This is a genomic window from Rathayibacter tanaceti (genome assembly GCF_009834165.1).
Classification (GTDB): domain Bacteria; phylum Actinomycetota; class Actinomycetes; order Actinomycetales; family Microbacteriaceae; genus Rathayibacter; species Rathayibacter tanaceti.
In genome coordinates, this window is sequence record NZ_CP047186.1 from 288,434 (window position 1) to 304,972 (window position 16,539).

Below are 16,539 nucleotides of genomic sequence, written 5' to 3' on the forward strand. Positions count from 1 at the left end.
CCTCGGCGCCGCGTCCGGCCCCGCGGGATGCCACGTGCGACCACGGGACTCCGCGCGGTGGTGGCAGCAGTGGCGTCGCTCCGAGAGCGGCGAGGAGAGGATGGGGACATGGCCAAGGGCAGGATCGACGAGGCGAGCGGGCAAGCGGCCGTGCGGGCGGCGCTCGGCGGCGGGGCGGATCGGAACACGACGGCGACCGCGGTGCGGTTCCTCCTGCAGATCATCGAGACGACCGTGCCCGGGCGCAGCGTCGAGGTGCGTGTGCCCCCGTTCGGCGCGGCGCAGTGCGTGGAGGGCCCGGGGCACACCCGGGGCACACCTCCGAACGTGATCGAGATGGACGCAGCCACCTGGCTGCCGCTCGCCACCGGCGCCCTCTCCTGGAGCGAGGGGCTCTCGAGCGGCCGGATCCACGCGTCGGGCGTGCGCGCCGACCTCTCGCCGTTCCTCCCGATCCTGCGCAACGGGCCTGCGGCTCATTAACTTCTCGTAAACGCAGCGGCGATCCGGCCCATCCACGTTTGACCTGAGCAGCGCCGTCGGGTTGTCTGGGAATAACCCCCTCACGCGGCACGAATCCTCTCCGGATCGCCGCTCGATGCTTGGAGTCCTCCTCACGATGCGCAGCACTTCCCCCGGCCGACGCCGCCTCTCCCGAATCCTCTCCGCGACCGCCGCCGGTGCGCTCGCCGGAGCGGCCCTGCTCGGCGCGGCTCCGGCCTCCGCCGCCGAGGGCGACGTCGCCCTCGACATCCTCTCGATCAACGACTTCCACGGGCGCCTCGCGGCCAACGGCACCGTCGCGGGCGCAGCCGTCCTCGCAGGAGCCGTCGACTCCTTCCGCGACGCCAACCCCAACACGCTCTTCGTCTCGGCCGGTGACAACATCGGCGCGTCGACCTTCACCTCCGCTGTTCAGCAGGACACTCCGACGCTCGACTCGCTGAACGCGATGGGCCTGGACGCCAGCACCCTGGGCAACCACGAGTTCGACAAGGGCCGCGCGGATGTCGACGGCCGTGTCACCGAGGCTTCGGACTTCCCCTACGTCAACGCGAACCTCTACGACACGGCGACCGGCCAGCGCGCCTACGCCCCCTACGTCGTCACCGAGAAGGAGGGCGTCTCGGTCGCCTTCATCGGAGCGATGACCGAGGACCTCGGCACGCTGGTCAGCCCGTCGGGCATCTCGACGCTCTCGGTCGAGCCGATCGCCGAGAACGTCAACGCGGTCGCCACCGACCTGCAGGACGGCGACGCCGGGAACGGCGAGGCCGATGTCGTCGTGCTCCTCCTGCACGAGGGTGCCGACGCCGACGCCGCCGAGCTCAACACGCCCGAGGCCGACCCCACGTTCGGCGCGATCGTCAACGCGGTCGCCCCGAACGTCGACGCGATCGTCTCGGGTCACAGCCACCAGGAGTACAACGCGGGCATCGACGCGGGTCGTGCGTTCCCGACGATCGTGTCGCAGACCGGCAGCTACGCCGAGAACCTCGGCCACATGGCGCTCACCGTCGACCCGGCGACGAAGCAGCTCACCTCGTTGACCAGCGAGGTCGTGCCGCTCACACAGGTCGTCGACGACCCGGCCTCGGACGACCCGGCCACGACGATCACTGTCGGCGCCTACCCGGCGGACCCGGAGGTCGCGGCGATCGTGGCCAACGCCGAGGCCGTCGCCCTCGAGAAGGGCAGCGTGCAGGTCGGCTCGATCACCGAGGACATCGCCCGCGCCTACCGCGAGGACGGGACGACCACGAACCGCGGCTCCGAGTCGACGCTGGGCAACCTCGTCGCTGACGCGCAGCTCTGGGCGACCCGCGAGCTCGGCACCCAGATCGCGTTCTCGAACGCGGGCGGACTGCGCGACGACCTCGACTTCGCCGCGAACCCCTCCGTGCCCGGTGACGGCGAGGGAGTGGTCACCTACGCCGAGGCCGCGACCGCGCAGCCCTTCGCGAACACCCTGGTCACCCTTCAACTGACCGGCGCTCAGATCGACGCGCTGCTCGAGGAGCAGTGGGTCGGCAGCTCGAGCCACCCCCAGCTCAACCTCTCGACCTCGGCGGGACTGACCTACGTCTTCGACCCCGCGGCCGCGGAGGGATCCCGCATCTCGCAGGTCTTCTACGAGAACCAGCCGATCGATCCTGCAGCGACCTTCACGGTCGTCACCAGCAGCTTCCTCGCGAGCGGAGGCGACGGCTTCGCCACCTTCACCGAGGGCACCGGGACCGCGGACTCCGGTCGCATCGACCTCGACGCGTTCGTCGGGTACATCCAGGAGCTCGGCACCGTCAGCCCCGACCCGGTGCAGCGCACGATCGGCCTCACCGCGAACCTTCCCGAGTCGGGCGAGTACGCGGCCGGCGACACCATGACCGTCGACCTGTCCTCGCTGCTGTTCAGCACCGGCGCTCCGGCCGACGCCTCGGTGACCGCGAGCATCGACGGAGCCGTCGTGGGCACCAGCCCGATCGACCCGGTCCGGGCCGTGACCGACGACTCCACCGGTCGCGCCTCCTTCTCGGTGCCGATCGACGGGAGCCTGGCCGCGGGCGCGCACACCGCGACCTTCGCCCTCGACACCACCGGTACCGAGGTCAGCGTGAGTTTCGCGGTCGCTGCGGTCGGAGCCGCCCCGGCCCCGACCACCGAGCCCACGCCGGCTCCGACCGCGGCTCCCACAGCGGCTCCGGCCGCGCCGACGGCGCCGGGGAGCAGCGCCGGCTCCCACCACCTGGCCGAGACGGGTGTCGACGCGACGCCCGCGTTCCTCGCGGGGATCGTCGCCCTCCTGCTCGGTCTGGGAATGACGGTGGCGCGCCTGCGTCGAGGTGCCGCCTCGAAGTAGCGCTCGCGCACGCCGAAGGGCTCTCGACCGCGGTCGGGGGCCCTTCTGCGTGCGGCTCCACCCGGTGGCGCGACGCCCCGAGACGCGAGAACGCCGCCTCCCAGGGGGAGACGGCGTCGGAACGCGATGAGGTGCTGTCGCGGAGCGCGGGGCTCAGTGCTGGGCGGGGACCTGACGGTAGCCGTCGCGGCGGGCGACGAGCACCGTCGACACCGTGCCCCATGCGGCGAGGCCACTGAGGACGACGAGGATTGCGATGCTCATGAGTGTTCTGCCTTTCGTTGCGGCGGGGTCGGATCCATCCGCCGGGATACTGGGTACAACGTCCACTATCGGCCAGCCTGTTCCTTAGGACAATCGAACTGTTCTTGACCTGCCGTGTAGTTTCGCTACATGGACGTCCGTCGGCTGGAACTACTCAGGGAACTCTCGATGCGCCGCTCGATCACCGCAGTGGCGGAGGCGACCCACCGCACGCCATCGGCGGTCTCGCAGCAGCTCAAGGTGCTCGAGCGCGAGGCGGGTGTGCCGCTGATCGAGCGGTCCGGTCGCGGAGTCGTGCTGACCGCCGCGGGGCGCGAGCTCGCCCGCAGCGCGACGGAGATCGCGATCGCGCTCGAACGCGCCGACGCCGTGTGGCAGACCTTCAAGAACAATCCGATCGGAGAGGTGACCATCGCGACGTTTCCGACGGCCGGGCAGATGCTCCTCCCCGACGCACTGGTCGCGCTGCGCAGCGTCGAGGGTCTCGTCGTGCAGTGCGAGGACGCTGACCCCGGCACCGACGAGTTCGCCGATCTCACGGCCGACTTCGACATCGTGCTCGCGCACTCGCCCACGGGCCGCAGCGCGTGGGCGGGCCGCGGACTCGCGATGGCCGAGCTGATGGTCGAGCCGCTCGACATCGGACTCCCTGCCGGCCACCGGCTCGCCGACCGGGCGACCGTCTCGGCGGCGGACCTCGTGGGCGAGACCTGGATCGGGGTGCCGGACGGCTTCCCCTTCGAGCGGATCATGCAGGACATCGAGACCGCCTCGGGTGAGGCGGTGCGCGTGGAGCAGCGGTTCGCCTCCACTCGCGTGACGGAGGCGTTCGTGGCCGCCGGGCTGGGCATCGCCGTGCTGCCGCGCTACACGGCCGGAGGCGCGGGGATCGTGGTCAAGCCGCTCCGGGGGGTGAGCTCGGTACGGCACATCGTCGCACTGATGCGCCCCGACCGGGCCGAGCGTCTCTCTGTCCGGACGGTCGTGCGCGAACTGCGCGCCCAGGCGGGACGACTCGTCCACGCGCTCTGAATGCTCCTCCCCGCGCGAGTCGAGGCGAACGGGGCCCCGGTGGGCGGCGAGGCCCGTCACCAGACCGTTCGCCACCGGGAGGGGGTTCGTGCCGGGCTCGCACGCGGGAGAGAATGGAGGCATGACCGATCCCGCCAGCTCCGAGGTCACCCGCGAAGAGGTCGATGTCCGGCGCTCTCCGCGCGTGTGGCGCATCCTGGCGCTCGGCGCCGGCCTCGGCGCGATCACCGCGTTCGTGCTGACCTTCGCGCTGCCCGAGACGCAGGGGTTCTCGCGGGCTCAGGTCTTCGGCTTCAGCCTGCTCCTGTTCGTCACTCTTTTCGGTGCGCTCGCCGGGCTCGTGGTGGTTCTGCTCGACCGTCTCGTCGGCCGCCGCGTGGTGCGGACGACCGCCGAGCGGATCGTCGAGCGGGAGGCGCCGGCCGCGCCTGCCCGGGAGGAGGGGCCGGCGGACCCCGCCGCGCCGACCGACTCCGATCGCTGAAGGCCCGGCCGCGCGCGTCCGATCGTTTCAGCGCTGTGGATCGTTTCAGCGCTGTGGATCGTCTCAGCGGCTCCGGCGCGACGACGGACGCCGTCTGCTCGGCGCGGGGCGCCTGCCGGCGGCGCGCTTCGCTTTCTGCGACGTCGACACCCGCCTGGCGATGAACGTGAGCAGGAACGGCAGGATTCGGTAGAACACGGGGACTCCTCGGCTGGGTGCGCGCGCATCGCGCACCGTCCGATCATGGAGCGGCCCGTCGGCGCGCGGCACCCGTTGCGCGTCGCCCGCCGCTGTGCCAGCGATCAACTCAGCTGCGTGCGCTCCACCCAGTCGAGGTACTCGGGGGTGACGGTTCCGGTGATGTACTCGCCCGTGAAGCAGCTGGTCTCGAGATCGGTGACGTCCGAGCCCTCGAGGATCGCGGCCTTCATGTCGGCCACCTCCTGGTAGATCAGGTGGTCGGCTCCGATCACCGTCGAGATCTCGGGAATACGGCGATCGTGGGCCACCAACTCCTGCCGCGAGGGCATGTTGATCCCGTAGACGTGCGGGTAGCGCACGGGCGGTGCTGCGGAGGCGAAGGTCACCGTGTTCGCGCCGGCCGCGCGGGCCATGTCGACGATCTCCTTCGAGGTGGTGCCGCGGACGATGGAGTCGTCGACGATCAGCACGTTCTTGCCCGTGAACTCGCTCGACATCGCGTTGAGCTTCTGCCGCACCGACTTCTTGCGGACCGCCTGCCCCGGCATGATGAACGTCCGGCCGACGTAGCGGTTCTTGTAGAAGCCCTCGCGGTACTCGATGCCGAGCTTCTGCGCGACCTGCATCGCGGCAGGGCGGGAGGAGTCGGGGATCGGCATGACCACGTCGATCGCGCCGCCCGGGGTGTACTGCGCGATGGTGTCGGCGAGTCGGTCGCCCAGTCGCAGCCGCGCCTCGTAGACGGAGATCCCGGACATCACCGAGTCGGGACGCGCGAGGTAGACGTACTCGAACGAGCAGGGGATGAGCCGCGGGTCCTTCGCGCACTGGCGGCTGGCCATCCGCCCGTCGGGCGTGATGAAGACGGCCTCGCCCGGAGCGACGTCGCGCACGATCTCGAAGCCCTGCGCCTCGAGCACGAGCGACTCGGAGGCGACCACCCAGTCGTCCGGCGCGCCCGAGTTGCTGCGGCGGCCGACGATGAGGGGGCGGATGCCGAACGGATCGCGGAAGGCGAGGAGCCCGACTCCGGCGATCAGCGCGATCGTCGCGTAGGAGCCCTCGACCCGCTCGTGCACGCGGGCAACCGCGTCGAACACCTCGTCGGCGTCGAGGTCTCGCCCCGACATCGAGGCCTGCAGCTCGTTGGCGAGCACGTTGACGAGCAGCTCCGTGTCGGAGGTGGTGTTGAGGTGGCGGCGGTCGACGCGGAAGAGCTCCTCGGTGAGCTCGCGCGTGTTCGTCAGATTGCCGTTGTGGACGAGGATTATGCCGTACGGCGCGTTCACGTAGAACGGTTGCGCCTCCTCCTCGCGCTCGGCGTTGCCCTTCGTCGCGTAGCGGACGTGACCGAGCCCCATCGTGCCCAGCAGCGAGCGCATGTCGCGGGTGCGGAACGCCTCGCGGACCTGCCCCGACGCCTTCTTGATGTGCAGTGTGCTGCCGTCGGCCGTCGCGATGCCCGTCGAGTCCTGGCCGCGGTGCTGCAGGAGCGAGAGGCTGTCGTAGATGGACTGGTTGACCGGTCCGGAGGAGACGATTCCAACGATTCCGCACATGCCGGAGGGACTCCCAAGGGGATAGCAGGGGGGATGACGGTCCATCCTGACATGCGCGTGGCGCATCCCCTAATGGTTCGCCGTCGGCGGATCCGCTCGTACGGAGTGCCGGCGAGAGGTGTCGACCGGCGGATCCGCCGGAGACGGCTCCCGGGATCGGCCGGGGCGCCCGCCCTCCTGCGCCGGGCGGAGTCGCAGCGTCCACGCGACCTCGCGGGCCAGCTGCCCCGTCTCACGGAAGAGGCGCACCTGGTGGGTGCCCGGGAGTGCGGAGGCGAGCTCGTCGCGGTCGGCGGGTGCGAATCCGAGGGACTGCCAGAAGGGCCCGGACCGGCGTGAGAAGAGCCAGGCGCGCCCGGCTCCGCTCGACGCCGCGTCGGCGAGGGAATGGCAGGCCAACCGACTCCCCGCTCCCGTGCCGCGTCCCCCGGAGGCGACGGCGACGCTGCGGATCAGCGCGTGGCGGCCGTCGTCGCTCGCCTCCCAGCCGGTGCTGCCGACGATGCGGCCCTCCCCGTCGCGCTCGATCCAGAGGCGGACCGCGGGGGAGTCGAGGCCGGCGAGGGTCAGATCGGCCTCACGCAGGAACCGGCGCAGGTCGTCGGTGTCGGCCGGGTCCGCGCGCTCGATGGTCACGGCTCCATGATGCCGTCGCGCCTGCCGAGGCCGCCCGGCGCGGCGCGGGACGGCGGGGCGATCGGTGCGCCGGCGGATCGCCCGTCACGGGCAGTCGGTAGGGTCGTCGCGTGAGTGATGAGACGAGCAGCTACGCCCGCGCAGGAGTCGACACCGCCGCGGGGGATCTCGCGGTCGAGCTGATGAAGTCGGCGGTGTCGGCGACTCACGACGGCCGCGTCCTCGGCGGTGTCGGCGGGTTCGCCGGCCTGTACGACGTCTCCTTCCTCCGCGACTTCAGGGCGCCGCTCCTGGCGACGTCGACCGACGGCGTCGGCACCAAGGTCGCTCTCGCGCAGGCGATCGACAAGCACGACACCATCGGGCAGGACCTCGTGGGGATGGTGGTGGACGACATCGTCGTGGTCGGCGCACGCCCCCTCTTCATGACCGACTACATCGCCTGCGGCAGGGTCGTCCCGGCGCGGATCGCCGACATCGTCGCCGGTATCGCCCGCGCCTGTTCGGCGACGGGGACCTCGCTCGTCGGCGGCGAGACGGCCGAGCACCCCGGCCTGCTCGGGCCCGACGACTACGACGTGGCGGGTGCCGCCGTGGGCGCGGTCGAGGCGGATGCCGTGCGCGGCGCCGACCGCGTCCGCGACGGCGATCTCGTGGTGGCGATGGCCTCCTCCGGGCTGCACTCGAACGGCTACTCCCTGGTGCGGCACATCCTCGCCGAGCGCGGCATCGGCTTCACCGACCGCTCCGAGGAGCTGGGCGGCGTCGTCGGCGAGGTCCTGCTCGAGCCGACCCGGCTCTACACCCGCCCTCTCCTCGAGCTCCTCGACGACCCGGAGCTCGGCGCGGCGGTTCACTCCATCAGCCACGTCACCGGAGGCGGGATCGCGGCGAACCTCGCGAGGGTCCTGCCTCGCGGCTCCTGGGTCGAGGTCGAGCGTTCGAGCTGGAGCCCGTCGGAGGTGTTCCGTGCGCTCGCGGCGATGTCCGGCGCGACCCTCGAGAGCACCGAGGGCACCTGGAACCTCGGGGTCGGCATGTTCGCCGTCGTGGCGGCCGAGTCGGCGGCGGGCGTGATCGCGAGCCTCGAGCGCTCGGGCGTGCCGTCGTGGGTCGCCGGGCGGGTCTCGACGGGAGCGAGGGCTCCCGGGGACTTCGAGCAGGGCGCTAAGGGCGTCGACGGCGGCGCGGTGCGCCTGATCGGCTCCTACGCCGGCTGAGGTGCGCGGCGGGGTGGGCTGTCATCCGTTTCATCGGGCGTGCAGCCGCTCCCACGAGTGCTCGTGCCTCGTCAGGAGCCACGACCCCCAGACGCAGAGAGCGGAGGCGGCCGCGGTCGTCAGCAGCACCGTCGCCCAGGTCGGCGCATCGCGGCTGACCAGCAGGTTCGCCGACGCGACCAGCACGCCGATCCCGGTGCCGGCGCTGGTGCCCAGGATGAACGCGCCGTCGCGGTGGCTGGTGACCCGCACCGCGACCATGCCGGCGACGGCTCCTGTGCCCCCGATCGCTCCGATGCCGGCTCCCGAGGCCGCACCCATCAGCAGACCGAAGCTCACGAGCCCCCGTGCGCCGTCGGTCGCGAGGACGCCGGGCAGGTAGAGCACGAGGGCGACGGCGGCGCCGACCACGCCTCCGACCAGGATCGCGCCGACCAGCAGGGCGGCAGTGACGTAACTGATCCGGGCGATCGGGCGCACGGATCCTTCGGGTTCGAACATCGCGGCTCCATCGACGCGGGCCCGCGGGGCAGCGGGCGGTCCTCGGACAGTACGCCCCCGGAGGCCCCCGGGGGAACCGCGGCGGGGATCAGCGGCGCAGGGTCTCGCTCGGAAGCTCGCCGAACCGGGCCGCATAGTGCTGGGCGAAGCGCCCGCCGCTGACGAACCCCCAGCGGGCTGCGACGTCGCCGATCACCACGTCTCCGGGCGAGCCGACGATCAGCTCCTCCCGTGCGCGTTCGAGACGTACACCGCGCAGGTAGTGGCGCGGAGTCTCGGAGAAGGCGCGCTGGAACGCCAGCTGGACCCCGCGGATGGTGAGGCCCGCCGACTCCGCGATGTCAGCCACCCCGAGGGGGAGGTCGGCGTTGGCCTGCACGAACTCGACGGCACGGCGGAGGCGCCGAGCGCTGACCGAGGCCGGGACCGCCGGCAGCGGGGCGATCCGGTGGGCGAAGCTCTTCAGCGCGGCGAGCGCGGCGATGCGCGCGGCTCCGTCGCGCTGCAGCACGGTGGGGGCGCGGCCGGCGGCGAGGGTGTCGCGGAGGAGGCGGATCGCGGCCCACCAGGAGGTCGTCTCGTGCGCCAGGGGTGCGAAGTGCAGCGGGCCGGGCTCGGTGCCGTGCAGCTCGGCGGCGATGCGCTCGAGGTGCGCAGCCTCGAAGTGCACGAGTGCGTCGCGGTACTCGTGGGTCTCGAATCCGAACGGACGCCCGGAGGGGAACATCGCGGGGCGGCCGACCATCAGGCGCTGCTCGTCGCGTCCGAGATCGAGCACCGCCCGGCCCTCCGTCAGCCAGAGCACCACGTACACGTCGCCCGGTTCGACGGTGCCCCGCACCGCTCCGAGGAAGGAAGCGGAGTGCAGGCTCACCGGACCCGGCCCCGTGGAGGCATAGCGGTAGGCGAACGGCACCGTCGTGCGCTCGGCTCGGAACCCCGAGCCGTTGTAGGACCCGGCGTAGAACTCGCGTGCCTCATCGAGGTCGCTCCCCCGGCGTTCCGAGTGCCACACCGGCTTCCGGGTGAGCGCAGGAGAGGTCATCCGCACAGTGTCGCAGTCACGACGGACATTCTGCATGCAGTGGAGTAATCCCTCCGGACGTGCTTACAGGGTCGCGGCCCGCTCCACCCAGAACAGGGTGAGCGCGGCCAGTGCGGCGGTCTCGACGATCGCGCCGGAGCGAACCATCGCCGCGACCTCGTCATCCGAGAACCACTGCTGGCGCATGTCTTGCTCGGTCGCCTCGCGCTCGTGCGCGCCGTGCGCGAGCTCCTCGGCGAGGAACACGTCGACCGACTTCGCCACGAAGCCGTAGGCCTCGGCGAGTCGGCCGAGGTGCGTCAACCGCCCGGCGCGCAGCCCCGTCTCCTCGCGCAGCTCGGCGCGCGCCAGGGCCTCGGAGGTTCCGCCGGCCGAGCCGTGCGGCCAGGCTCCGGCCGGGAACTCCCAGGCGCGGCGTCCGACGGGGTAGCGGAACTGCTCGACGAGCCAGAAGCCGCCGCGCTCACGGGGGAGCACGAGGGCGTAGTCGTCGCGCTCGACGACGGAGTAGACCCCGCGGTCGCCGTTCGGCCACAGCACCTCGTCCTCGCGGACCCGGATCGACGGGGTCTCGTACGCGACACGCGTCGACAGCTGCCGGATGGCGCCGTCACGCACGTCGGGGCCGTCCGATGCGGACGGCCCCGACGGGACGGAGGGGTCACGCACGCTTCTGGTGCGGCTCCTCGACGAGGTCGGTGTCGTCGCCCTCGTCCTCGGCGTCGATCCACTTGGAGTAGTCCGGCTCGTCCGGGTGGCTGAGTTCGCGCTCGAGCGCGCTGTAATCGACCGCCGGGCTGAACGACTTCAGCTCACGGGCGATCTTCGTGTTCTTCGCCTTCTGACGGCCGCGCCCCATGGGTGACCCCCTCACGATGACAGGCCAGACGGGCAGTGAGCCGGCTGGGGAAAAAAGCAGACAGGGAAAGTTGAAATCTACGCGGTAGTTTAGCAGACGGGGCACACGCCACCCCGGGCCGCGGACCGCCCGAGGGCCGCCCCTCCCCGACTGCGTCAGGAGCACCGTGGACAGTGCGCTCGACTCGCGGGCTGTCGTGGTGGTCGGAGCCGGTCAGGCCGGACTCTCCGTGGCCTACTACCTGCAGCGTCTCGGCCTGGTTCCCGGTCGCGACCTGGTGATCCTCGATCGGGGCCCCGAGCCCGGCGGTGCCTGGCAGTTCCGCTGGGAGGCGCTGCGTCTCGGCTCCGCGCACCGGGTGCACGATCTGCCGGGCATGGAGCGCCTCGGCCTGTCGTTCGCGTCGGCCGACCGGAGACGGCCTGCACGCGACGTCGTCCGCGAGTACTACGGCAGCTACGAGGAGCAGCTCGGACTCGAGGTCCGCCGACCCGAGGCGGTGCGGCGCGTCACCAGTGCGACATCGGGCGACACGGGCTCTCCGCTCCTCGTCGAATCCGACCGCGCGCTCGAGCGGACGCGACTCCTGGTCAACGCCACGGGCACGTGGGGATCGCCGTTCGTTCCGCACTACCCGGGTCGCGACCGGTTCCGCGGTGTGCAGATCGGCACGTCCGAGTACGTCCGCGCCGAGGACTTCGCGGGTCAGCAGGTGCTCGTGGTCGGCGGCGGTACCTCGGCCATCGGCTTCCTGCTGGAGCTCGAGAGGGTGGCCCGGTCGCTCACCTGGGCCACTCGCCGGCCGGTCGTCTACCACGACGGCGAGCAGCTCGTGATGGAGTCCGCGGTGGAGGCGGTGGCCGAGCAGGACCGCGCCGCCCGAGCCGGTCTGCCCCTCCCGAGCATCGTCGGCGGAACGGGCGTGCAGCGCACCCGTCGCGTCGTCGCGGGCATCGAGCGCGGGTTGCTGCGTGAGCGCGGAATGTTCTCGTCGATCGAGGAGGACGGGGTCCGCTGGCCGGACGGCTCCTTCACCCGCGCCGATGCGATCATCTGGGCGACCGGGTTCCGTCCCGAGCTGCGGCACCTGGCTCCGCTCGGACTGCGCGAGCGCGAGGGCGGGATCGCCGTCGCCGACGGCGCCTCCCTCACCGACCCGCGGGTCTTCTTCGCCGGCTACGGCCCGACCGCCTCGACGATCGGAGCCAACCGCTCGGGCCGCCGCATCGCGCGCGCGGTCGTCGCTCGGCTGTCCTGACGCTGCACGCGCGGCCGTTCAGCCAGTCCAGTGGCAGCCTCGGCGTTCAGCCGGAGAGGACGGCGGCGGCGAGCCCTTGCAGTGCGGTCCGCAGACCGTCGATGGCGGGATCACCCGCCGAGAGCCGCGCATCGAGGACCGCGTTGGCCGCGGCGATGAGGACGGGAACGGCGGGGGAGGTGGACACGACGAGTCCGACGAGCGGGGGGATGCCTCCGCTGGGCCGCGTCAGCAGGGTGAGGCGCGCTGTCGGCGAGCTGGTGCTGATGGTGGCGGCGGCGCCCGCGGGCAGCGCGGCGAAGCAGCCGCGTCCGACGATCGCCCTGGCGTCCCTCCGCGCGATGGTGAAGGCGCCCTGGAGGGGGAGCAGGAGCGAGACGACATCCGGGTCGGACCAGACGTCGGACTCGAAGTGCACCGAACCGGCCGTGTGCCAGATACGTCGGAGCTGCACTCCCTCGACCTGAGCCTCCTGGCCGACCAGCGCGAAGGCGGGATCCGCGTCGGTGTGACCGCCCCGCTCGCGCAGCCACTCGTGCGCCGGGGCACCGCGCAGGGGCATGGGGTGGAACAGCGGATCGGACAACTCGGCGGCTCCCGGAGGACGGCGGCGGAGGCCGGAGGACGGCGGCGGAAGCGGATCCGCCGCAGCGTGAGCGAGCATCAGCCTAGAAGGCGGAGGTGCCCTCCATCGAAGGTGGCGCGTCCTCACACGCAGATGCCGCCCCGGCCGCGCGGAGCGCGACGCCGGAGCGGCATCTGAGACGTCGTGGGGCTACTGGAATCCGCCGCCGCGGTCCTCCGGGTCGTCGATCGGGTCGGAGTCGGGGGAGTCGATCGAATAGGTCACGTGGACCGCTTCGCCGACCTCCTTCGCGCCGACGGCGGTGTAGACGAGGTGCGTCTCCTGGCCGTCGACGGCCGCGTAGACGTCGACCTCCTTCTCGTAGCCCCCTTCGGTGCTGACACGGTTCTCGGTCTGGCCGTCGAACGGCCCGCCCTGGAAGAAGGCGAGGTAGCTCTCGCCCTCGGAGAGTTCGCGGATGTCGTTGCTCATGCCCTTAGTCCTACCACTCGTCACCCCGGCCCGCGCGGCCTTGCCTTCGGCGGCTCGAGCCCGCCCGGGGGAGGAGCGGGGCCGTCGCACTGCCCGGTCTGGTCGCAGAGGGGGATGGCGCGATCTCGCCCCGCTGTCGCGCGGCTCGGTCCGGCGACGAGGCCGCCCCTTCACGACGGGCGAGAACGTAGGATGGCCGGGATGACGATCGGACGCCGCCTCTTCCTCTCGGGAGCCGCCTCGGGGGTCGGCCTCCTGGCCCTCGCAGGCTGCACGCCCTCGCGTCCGACCCCGACCCGCTCGGTCACCAAGGCCCCCGTCCCCACGCCGAGCACCACTTCCGTGCCCTCGCCCGCCGCCTTCGTCCGCTCCGACTGGGGGCAGGACCCGTACGCGCTCGGCTCGGTGTCCTACCTCCCCGTCGGCGCGACAGCCGAGCACCGCGGCGACCTCGGGACCGCCGTGCTCGACCGGCTCTTCTTCGCGGGCGAGGCCACCGACACCGAGGCTCCCGGCACGCTGCAGGGCGCGTGGAACTCCGGCGTCCGCGCCGCCGCAGAGATCTCGGCCGTCGCCGACCCGGGCGACCGCGTCGCGATCGTCGGGGCCGGGCTCGCGGGGGCCGTCGCCGCCCGCCGCCTCGTCGACGCGGGCTACGACGTCACCGTGGTGGACGCGCGCGAGCGCACCGGCGGGCGGATCGCCGGTTCGACTCCGGACGGCTGGCCGATCGCTGTCGAGACCGGCGCCTGGGCTCTGACCGGCGCGGGAGCAGCGCTGCGCGAGAGCGTCGCCGACGCGGGCATCGAGACGACGGTCGTCGACCTGGTCGCCGTCCGTTCGACCGGCACCGACGGCAGCATCCTCGACACCGGCTCCACGGGCGCCGACGCCCTCACCCGCGCGCTGCAGTGGGGTGCCGAGCAGCCGGAGGACCTCTCCCTCGCCGAGTCGTTCGCCGGTTCCGGCGCCCCCGATCCGGCAGAGGCGGAGGCCGGCTCCGGAGACGGCGACGCCGCCCGGGTCGCCGCCCACCTCGCAGGCGGCGCGGCGCTGCGCACAGGCGCCGCGCCCGAAGAGCTCTCGTCCTGGTACGGGCTGGGCGACGCCTCCGCCGCGTCGACCGCCGAGGAGTCGGAGGGCTCCTCCGCGGACGACGCTCTGCTGACCGATGGGCTCGCTCCGCTCGTCGACACGCTGCTCGCCGACGTCGAGGTCTCGCTGCGCGCCGTGGTCAGCGGCATCGGCTACACCGAGACGGGCACCAGCATCCGGCTGGGCACCGGGGAGTCGTTCACCGCCGACCGCGTGCTGGTCACCGTGCCGATCGGCGTCCTGCAGACCGACGCCCTCATGTTCGATCCGCCGCTGCCGTTCGCGCACCGCGCCGCCATCGCGGCCCTCGGCTCCGGCGTCGTCGACACTCTCTGGCTGCGCTTCGACGAGCCGTTCTGGGACACCTCCGCCCCCGCGCGCTGGTCGCTCGTCGGCTCGGAGGCGGGCATCACCGAGTGGCTCAACCTGGAGCCGTCCACCGGCCAGGCAGTGCTTGTCGGCCTCGTCGGCGCCGATCAGGCCCTGTCGCTGCAGGAGCTGAGCGACGACGAGCTGCTCACCGTGGCGCAGTCGGCGCTCGAGCCCTTCGCCGCCGGCTGACCAGCTCGCGGAGCCGGGCCAGCGGGCCGCGCCACTCCGCCGCAGGCGCCGCGCCGAGCGGCCGCACCCGGCTCAGCGCCAGGACGACGGCGGCGATCCCCGAGATCAGGCTCAGGACGATGACGTCGTAGAGCACGAACATCACCGGGCCGGCGACCTGCGCCGGATCGAGGAAGAAGTAGGGGTACCAGCCGATCAGGGCGCCCCGCACCAGGGTGAGCACGCCCCAGACGATCGGGAAACCCAGCACGGTCAGCGTTCCGCGCCAGGCCACCGGGCGTCGGCCCGGCCCGAGGACCCAGTCGAGGAGCGCCAGACTCGGGATCACGAAGTGCAGCAGAGCGCTCGACCAGGGCACGTCGACGCGGACACCGCGATTGTTCGCCTCGACCGCGATCAGCGCGAACACGATGCCCGAGACCACCATGTACGTCAGCACGAGCGCCCTGACGGTGCTGAGCCGGCGCGGCTCCTCCTCGCGCGTCAGGGCGACCAGCCCCGAGAGGCCGAGCACGACGACTCCGGCCATGTTCGACTGGGTGGTGAAGTAGGCGAAGAAGTTGTCGATCTGGAACGCGCGGAACCCGAGCGTGTAGAAGAAGTCGCCCACCAGTCCGATCGCGCCGAGCCCGGCGAGGGCCAGGCGGAGGATCGCGAACGCCTTCCGCACATCCGCTCCGATCCGTCGCTTCTGGGCCCGGAGGGCCGGACTTCCGTGCGATTCTACGGTCGCCGCGCTCAGAGCTCTCCGAGCGCCCGCCTCCGCTGCGACGGGGAGGCGGCGGGCCGGGCGCCTCACCTAGAGTCGTCGGATGGTGCAGGCAGACGACAGCGGCGCGCAGAACGCCGGAACAGCGGGTCGGACCCCCGTCGAGGAGGCCGCCCGCCGAGGGAACTGGATCGCGGGCGGGCTCTTCCTCGTGGCCGGGATGTGCTTCGCCGGCGCAGGCACGGCGATCTGGCCGGCGTTCCTGGCACTGGGGATCGTGTTCCTCGGGATGGCCGGCACCGCCTCCCGCCGGGAGGAGAAGCCCCGGCCGGAATCGGAGCGTGCCGACTCCGCCCCCTGACGGGCCCTTGACCGACGTTTCGCGACCGGCCGACGCGCGCCGATGCCGGCGGGATAGCGTGCCGACATGCCTTTCACGCTGAGCCACGCCGTCGTCGCGCTCGCGTTCTCGAACGGGCGGATCCCCGTCGCCGCCGTGGCCATCGGCGCGATGGTGCCCGACATCGGGATGTACCTCCCGGGGCTGGTCGGCCGGCAGTCGACGCACTCGCTCGTCGGCGTCGTCACCGTCGACCTGCTGCTCGGTCTGCTCGGTCTCGTTCTGTGGGTGTCCCTCATCGCCCCTGCCTGGCGCGACCTCTCGCCCGGGATCGTACGGTCCCGCCTCCGCCCGCGCCGCTCGCCGCCGCGGGGTGCCCGCGCCCGGGTCGAGGCGCTCGTCCTCGCCGCCGCGGGGGTGGTGCTGGGAGCCGCCAGTCATGTGCTCTGGGACGGCTTCACCCACCGCGGCGGTTTCTTCGTCTCGGCGATCCCGGTGCTTCGCGATCAGCTCGGCCCCTTCGTCGGCTCTGCGTGGGTGCAGTACGCCAGCGGGGTGCTCGGGATGGTCGGCCTGGGGATAGGCGCCGTGGTCTGGTACGTCGGCCGGCGTCCGCGGGTGCTCGAGCCGGACGGCAGGCAGCCGGTGCGCATCGCGGCAGCCGCGGTCGTTTTCGCGGCGGCCGTCGTGCCCTCGGGGATCGTGCTGGTCGGCCAGGGGATCGACCCGCTCGACAGCGCATCCCGCGCCCAGGTGGTCCAGGCGGCCGTCCTCCTCGTCTCGGGAGGCGTCGCCGCGCTCGTCGCGGTCGCCGGAGTGTGGTGGCTCACGGTCGGGCGCGCGGCGCGCTGAATCGTTCTC

The 16,539-nt window shown here is 72.3% G+C and carries 18 protein-coding genes; 9 read left to right on the forward strand and 9 right to left on the reverse strand.

The features are described from left to right. The first annotated feature begins 108 nt into the window (after nucleotides 1-108). The 4 genes from GSU10_RS01305 (at nucleotide 109) to GSU10_RS01320 (ending at nucleotide 4,637) form a co-directional block, all read left to right on the forward strand. Nucleotides 109-483 carry a sterol carrier family protein gene (locus GSU10_RS01305; protein ID WP_068210576.1) on the forward strand — a complete coding sequence of 125 codons (375 nt, stop codon included), beginning with the start codon at nucleotides 109-111 and terminating at the stop codon, nucleotides 481-483. A 136-nt stretch (nucleotides 484-619) separates the two neighbouring features. Then, nucleotides 620-2,857, forward strand: a complete 2,238-nt coding sequence (locus GSU10_RS01310; protein ID WP_068210608.1) for a bifunctional metallophosphatase/5'-nucleotidase — start codon at nucleotides 620-622, stop codon at nucleotides 2,855-2,857. Nucleotides 2,858-3,289: 432 nt separating this feature from the next. Then, on the forward strand, nucleotides 3,290-4,153 hold the full coding sequence (locus tag GSU10_RS01315) for a LysR family transcriptional regulator (RefSeq protein ID WP_244311488.1): 864 nt from the start codon (nucleotides 3,290-3,292) through the stop codon (nucleotides 4,151-4,153). A 121-nt stretch (nucleotides 4,154-4,274) separates the two neighbouring features. Further along, a complete protein-coding gene (locus GSU10_RS01320; RefSeq protein ID WP_068210580.1) occupies nucleotides 4,275-4,637 on the forward strand; it encodes a hypothetical protein in 363 nt (120 codons plus the stop codon). A 302-nt stretch (nucleotides 4,638-4,939) separates the two neighbouring features. On the opposite strand, the gene purF is transcribed toward GSU10_RS01320, so the two are convergent. After that, nucleotides 4,940-6,397, reverse strand: a complete 1,458-nt coding sequence (gene purF / locus GSU10_RS01325) for an amidophosphoribosyltransferase (protein ID WP_068210582.1) — start codon at nucleotides 6,395-6,397, stop codon at nucleotides 4,940-4,942. A gap of 69 nt (nucleotides 6,398-6,466) precedes the next feature. Continuing rightward, on the reverse strand, nucleotides 6,467-7,033 hold the full coding sequence (locus GSU10_RS01330) for a GNAT family N-acetyltransferase (RefSeq protein ID WP_068210585.1): 567 nt from the start codon (nucleotides 7,031-7,033) through the stop codon (nucleotides 6,467-6,469). A 110-nt stretch (nucleotides 7,034-7,143) separates the two neighbouring features. On the opposite strand from GSU10_RS01330, the gene purM reads away from it, so the two are divergent. Beyond that, complete coding sequence (purM, locus tag GSU10_RS01335) at nucleotides 7,144-8,253, forward strand: phosphoribosylformylglycinamidine cyclo-ligase (protein ID WP_068210586.1); 1,110 nt, start codon at nucleotides 7,144-7,146, stop codon at nucleotides 8,251-8,253. A gap of 30 nt (nucleotides 8,254-8,283) precedes the next feature. Here the strand turns inward: purM and GSU10_RS01340 are convergent, their stop codons facing one another. The 4 genes from GSU10_RS01340 to GSU10_RS01355 all read right to left on the reverse strand — a co-directional run bounded on the left by GSU10_RS01340 (nucleotide 8,284) and on the right by GSU10_RS01355 (nucleotide 10,658). Then, nucleotides 8,284-8,754: a hypothetical protein gene (locus tag GSU10_RS01340; protein ID WP_068210589.1), complete on the reverse strand. Its 471-nt coding sequence runs from the start codon at nucleotides 8,752-8,754 to the stop codon at nucleotides 8,284-8,286. 88 nt (nucleotides 8,755-8,842) lie between these two features. Continuing rightward, complete coding sequence (locus GSU10_RS01345) at nucleotides 8,843-9,799, reverse strand: AraC family transcriptional regulator (RefSeq protein WP_158286127.1); 957 nt, start codon at nucleotides 9,797-9,799, stop codon at nucleotides 8,843-8,845. A 63-nt stretch (nucleotides 9,800-9,862) separates the two neighbouring features. Beyond that, nucleotides 9,863-10,468, reverse strand: a complete 606-nt coding sequence (locus GSU10_RS01350) for an NUDIX domain-containing protein (RefSeq protein WP_201787588.1) — start codon at nucleotides 10,466-10,468, stop codon at nucleotides 9,863-9,865. Then, entirely contained in the window at nucleotides 10,461-10,658 is a 198-nt protein-coding gene (locus GSU10_RS01355; protein ID WP_068210595.1) for a DUF3073 domain-containing protein, read from the reverse strand. Before GSU10_RS01355 ends, GSU10_RS01350 begins: the two co-directional genes overlap by 8 nt. Nucleotides 10,659-10,824: 166 nt before the next feature. Here GSU10_RS01355 and GSU10_RS01360 point away from each other — a divergent pair, with 166 nt between their 5' ends. After that, on the forward strand, nucleotides 10,825-11,916 hold the full coding sequence (locus tag GSU10_RS01360; RefSeq protein ID WP_068210598.1) for an FAD-dependent oxidoreductase: 1,092 nt from the start codon (nucleotides 10,825-10,827) through the stop codon (nucleotides 11,914-11,916). 46 nt (nucleotides 11,917-11,962) lie between these two features. Here the strand turns inward: GSU10_RS01360 and GSU10_RS01365 are convergent, their stop codons facing one another. Together GSU10_RS01365 and GSU10_RS01370 are read right to left on the reverse strand one after the other, a co-directional pair. Beyond that, nucleotides 11,963-12,580 (reverse strand): hypothetical protein, encoded by a 618-nt coding sequence (locus GSU10_RS01365; protein ID WP_068210602.1) that lies wholly within the window; start codon nucleotides 12,578-12,580, stop codon nucleotides 11,963-11,965. 111 nt (nucleotides 12,581-12,691) lie between these two features. Then, nucleotides 12,692-12,973 carry a hypothetical protein gene (locus GSU10_RS01370; RefSeq protein WP_068210605.1) on the reverse strand — a complete coding sequence of 94 codons (282 nt, stop codon included), beginning with the start codon at nucleotides 12,971-12,973 and terminating at the stop codon, nucleotides 12,692-12,694. A gap of 201 nt (nucleotides 12,974-13,174) precedes the next feature. Between GSU10_RS01370 and GSU10_RS01375 the strand changes: the two genes are divergently transcribed. Then, nucleotides 13,175-14,629, forward strand: coding sequence for an NAD(P)/FAD-dependent oxidoreductase (locus GSU10_RS01375; protein WP_158286126.1), 1,455 nt, complete (start codon nucleotides 13,175-13,177; stop codon nucleotides 14,627-14,629). On the opposite strand, the gene GSU10_RS01380 is transcribed toward GSU10_RS01375, so the two are convergent. After that, nucleotides 14,586-15,299 (reverse strand): Pr6Pr family membrane protein, encoded by a 714-nt coding sequence (locus tag GSU10_RS01380; protein WP_132505437.1) that lies wholly within the window; start codon nucleotides 15,297-15,299, stop codon nucleotides 14,586-14,588. The two genes, GSU10_RS01375 and GSU10_RS01380, sit on opposite strands and share 44 nt — an antisense overlap. Before the next feature lie 142 nt (nucleotides 15,300-15,441). On the opposite strand from GSU10_RS01380, the gene GSU10_RS01385 reads away from it, so the two are divergent. Beyond that, on the forward strand, nucleotides 15,442-15,699 hold the full coding sequence (locus GSU10_RS01385) for a hypothetical protein (RefSeq protein ID WP_068213756.1): 258 nt from the start codon (nucleotides 15,442-15,444) through the stop codon (nucleotides 15,697-15,699). Between the two features lie 66 nt (nucleotides 15,700-15,765). Next, a complete protein-coding gene (locus GSU10_RS01390; RefSeq protein WP_132505434.1) occupies nucleotides 15,766-16,530 on the forward strand; it encodes a DUF4184 family protein in 765 nt (254 codons plus the stop codon). The last annotated feature ends 9 nt before the right edge of the window (nucleotides 16,531-16,539 follow it).

Coding starts and splice junctions, on each gene's coding strand:
- GSU10_RS01385 (WP_068213756.1), top strand. CDS start 15,442: ATGGTGCAGGCAGACGACAGCGGCGCGCAGAACGCCGGAACAGCGGGT.
- GSU10_RS01390 (WP_132505434.1), top strand. CDS start 15,766: ATGCCTTTCACGCTGAGCCACGCCGTCGTCGCGCTCGCGTTCTCGAAC.
- GSU10_RS01315 (WP_244311488.1), top strand. CDS start 3,290: ATGCGCCGCTCGATCACCGCAGTGGCGGAGGCGACCCACCGCACGCCA.
- GSU10_RS01305 (WP_068210576.1), top strand. CDS start 109: ATGGCCAAGGGCAGGATCGACGAGGCGAGCGGGCAAGCGGCCGTGCGG.
- GSU10_RS01310 (WP_068210608.1), top strand. CDS start 620: ATGCGCAGCACTTCCCCCGGCCGACGCCGCCTCTCCCGAATCCTCTCC.
- GSU10_RS01345 (WP_158286127.1), bottom strand. CDS start 9,799: ATGACCTCTCCTGCGCTCACCCGGAAGCCGGTGTGGCACTCGGAACGC.
- GSU10_RS01340 (WP_068210589.1), bottom strand. CDS start 8,754: ATGTTCGAACCCGAAGGATCCGTGCGCCCGATCGCCCGGATCAGTTAC.
- GSU10_RS01355 (WP_068210595.1), bottom strand. CDS start 10,658: ATGGGGCGCGGCCGTCAGAAGGCGAAGAACACGAAGATCGCCCGTGAG.
- GSU10_RS01375 (WP_158286126.1), top strand. CDS start 13,175: ATGACGATCGGACGCCGCCTCTTCCTCTCGGGAGCCGCCTCGGGGGTC.
- GSU10_RS01320 (WP_068210580.1), top strand. CDS start 4,275: ATGACCGATCCCGCCAGCTCCGAGGTCACCCGCGAAGAGGTCGATGTC.
- GSU10_RS01370 (WP_068210605.1), bottom strand. CDS start 12,973: ATGAGCAACGACATCCGCGAACTCTCCGAGGGCGAGAGCTACCTCGCC.
- GSU10_RS01365 (WP_068210602.1), bottom strand. CDS start 12,580: ATGCTCGCTCACGCTGCGGCGGATCCGCTTCCGCCGCCGTCCTCCGGC.
- purF (WP_068210582.1), bottom strand. CDS start 6,397: ATGTGCGGAATCGTTGGAATCGTCTCCTCCGGACCGGTCAACCAGTCC.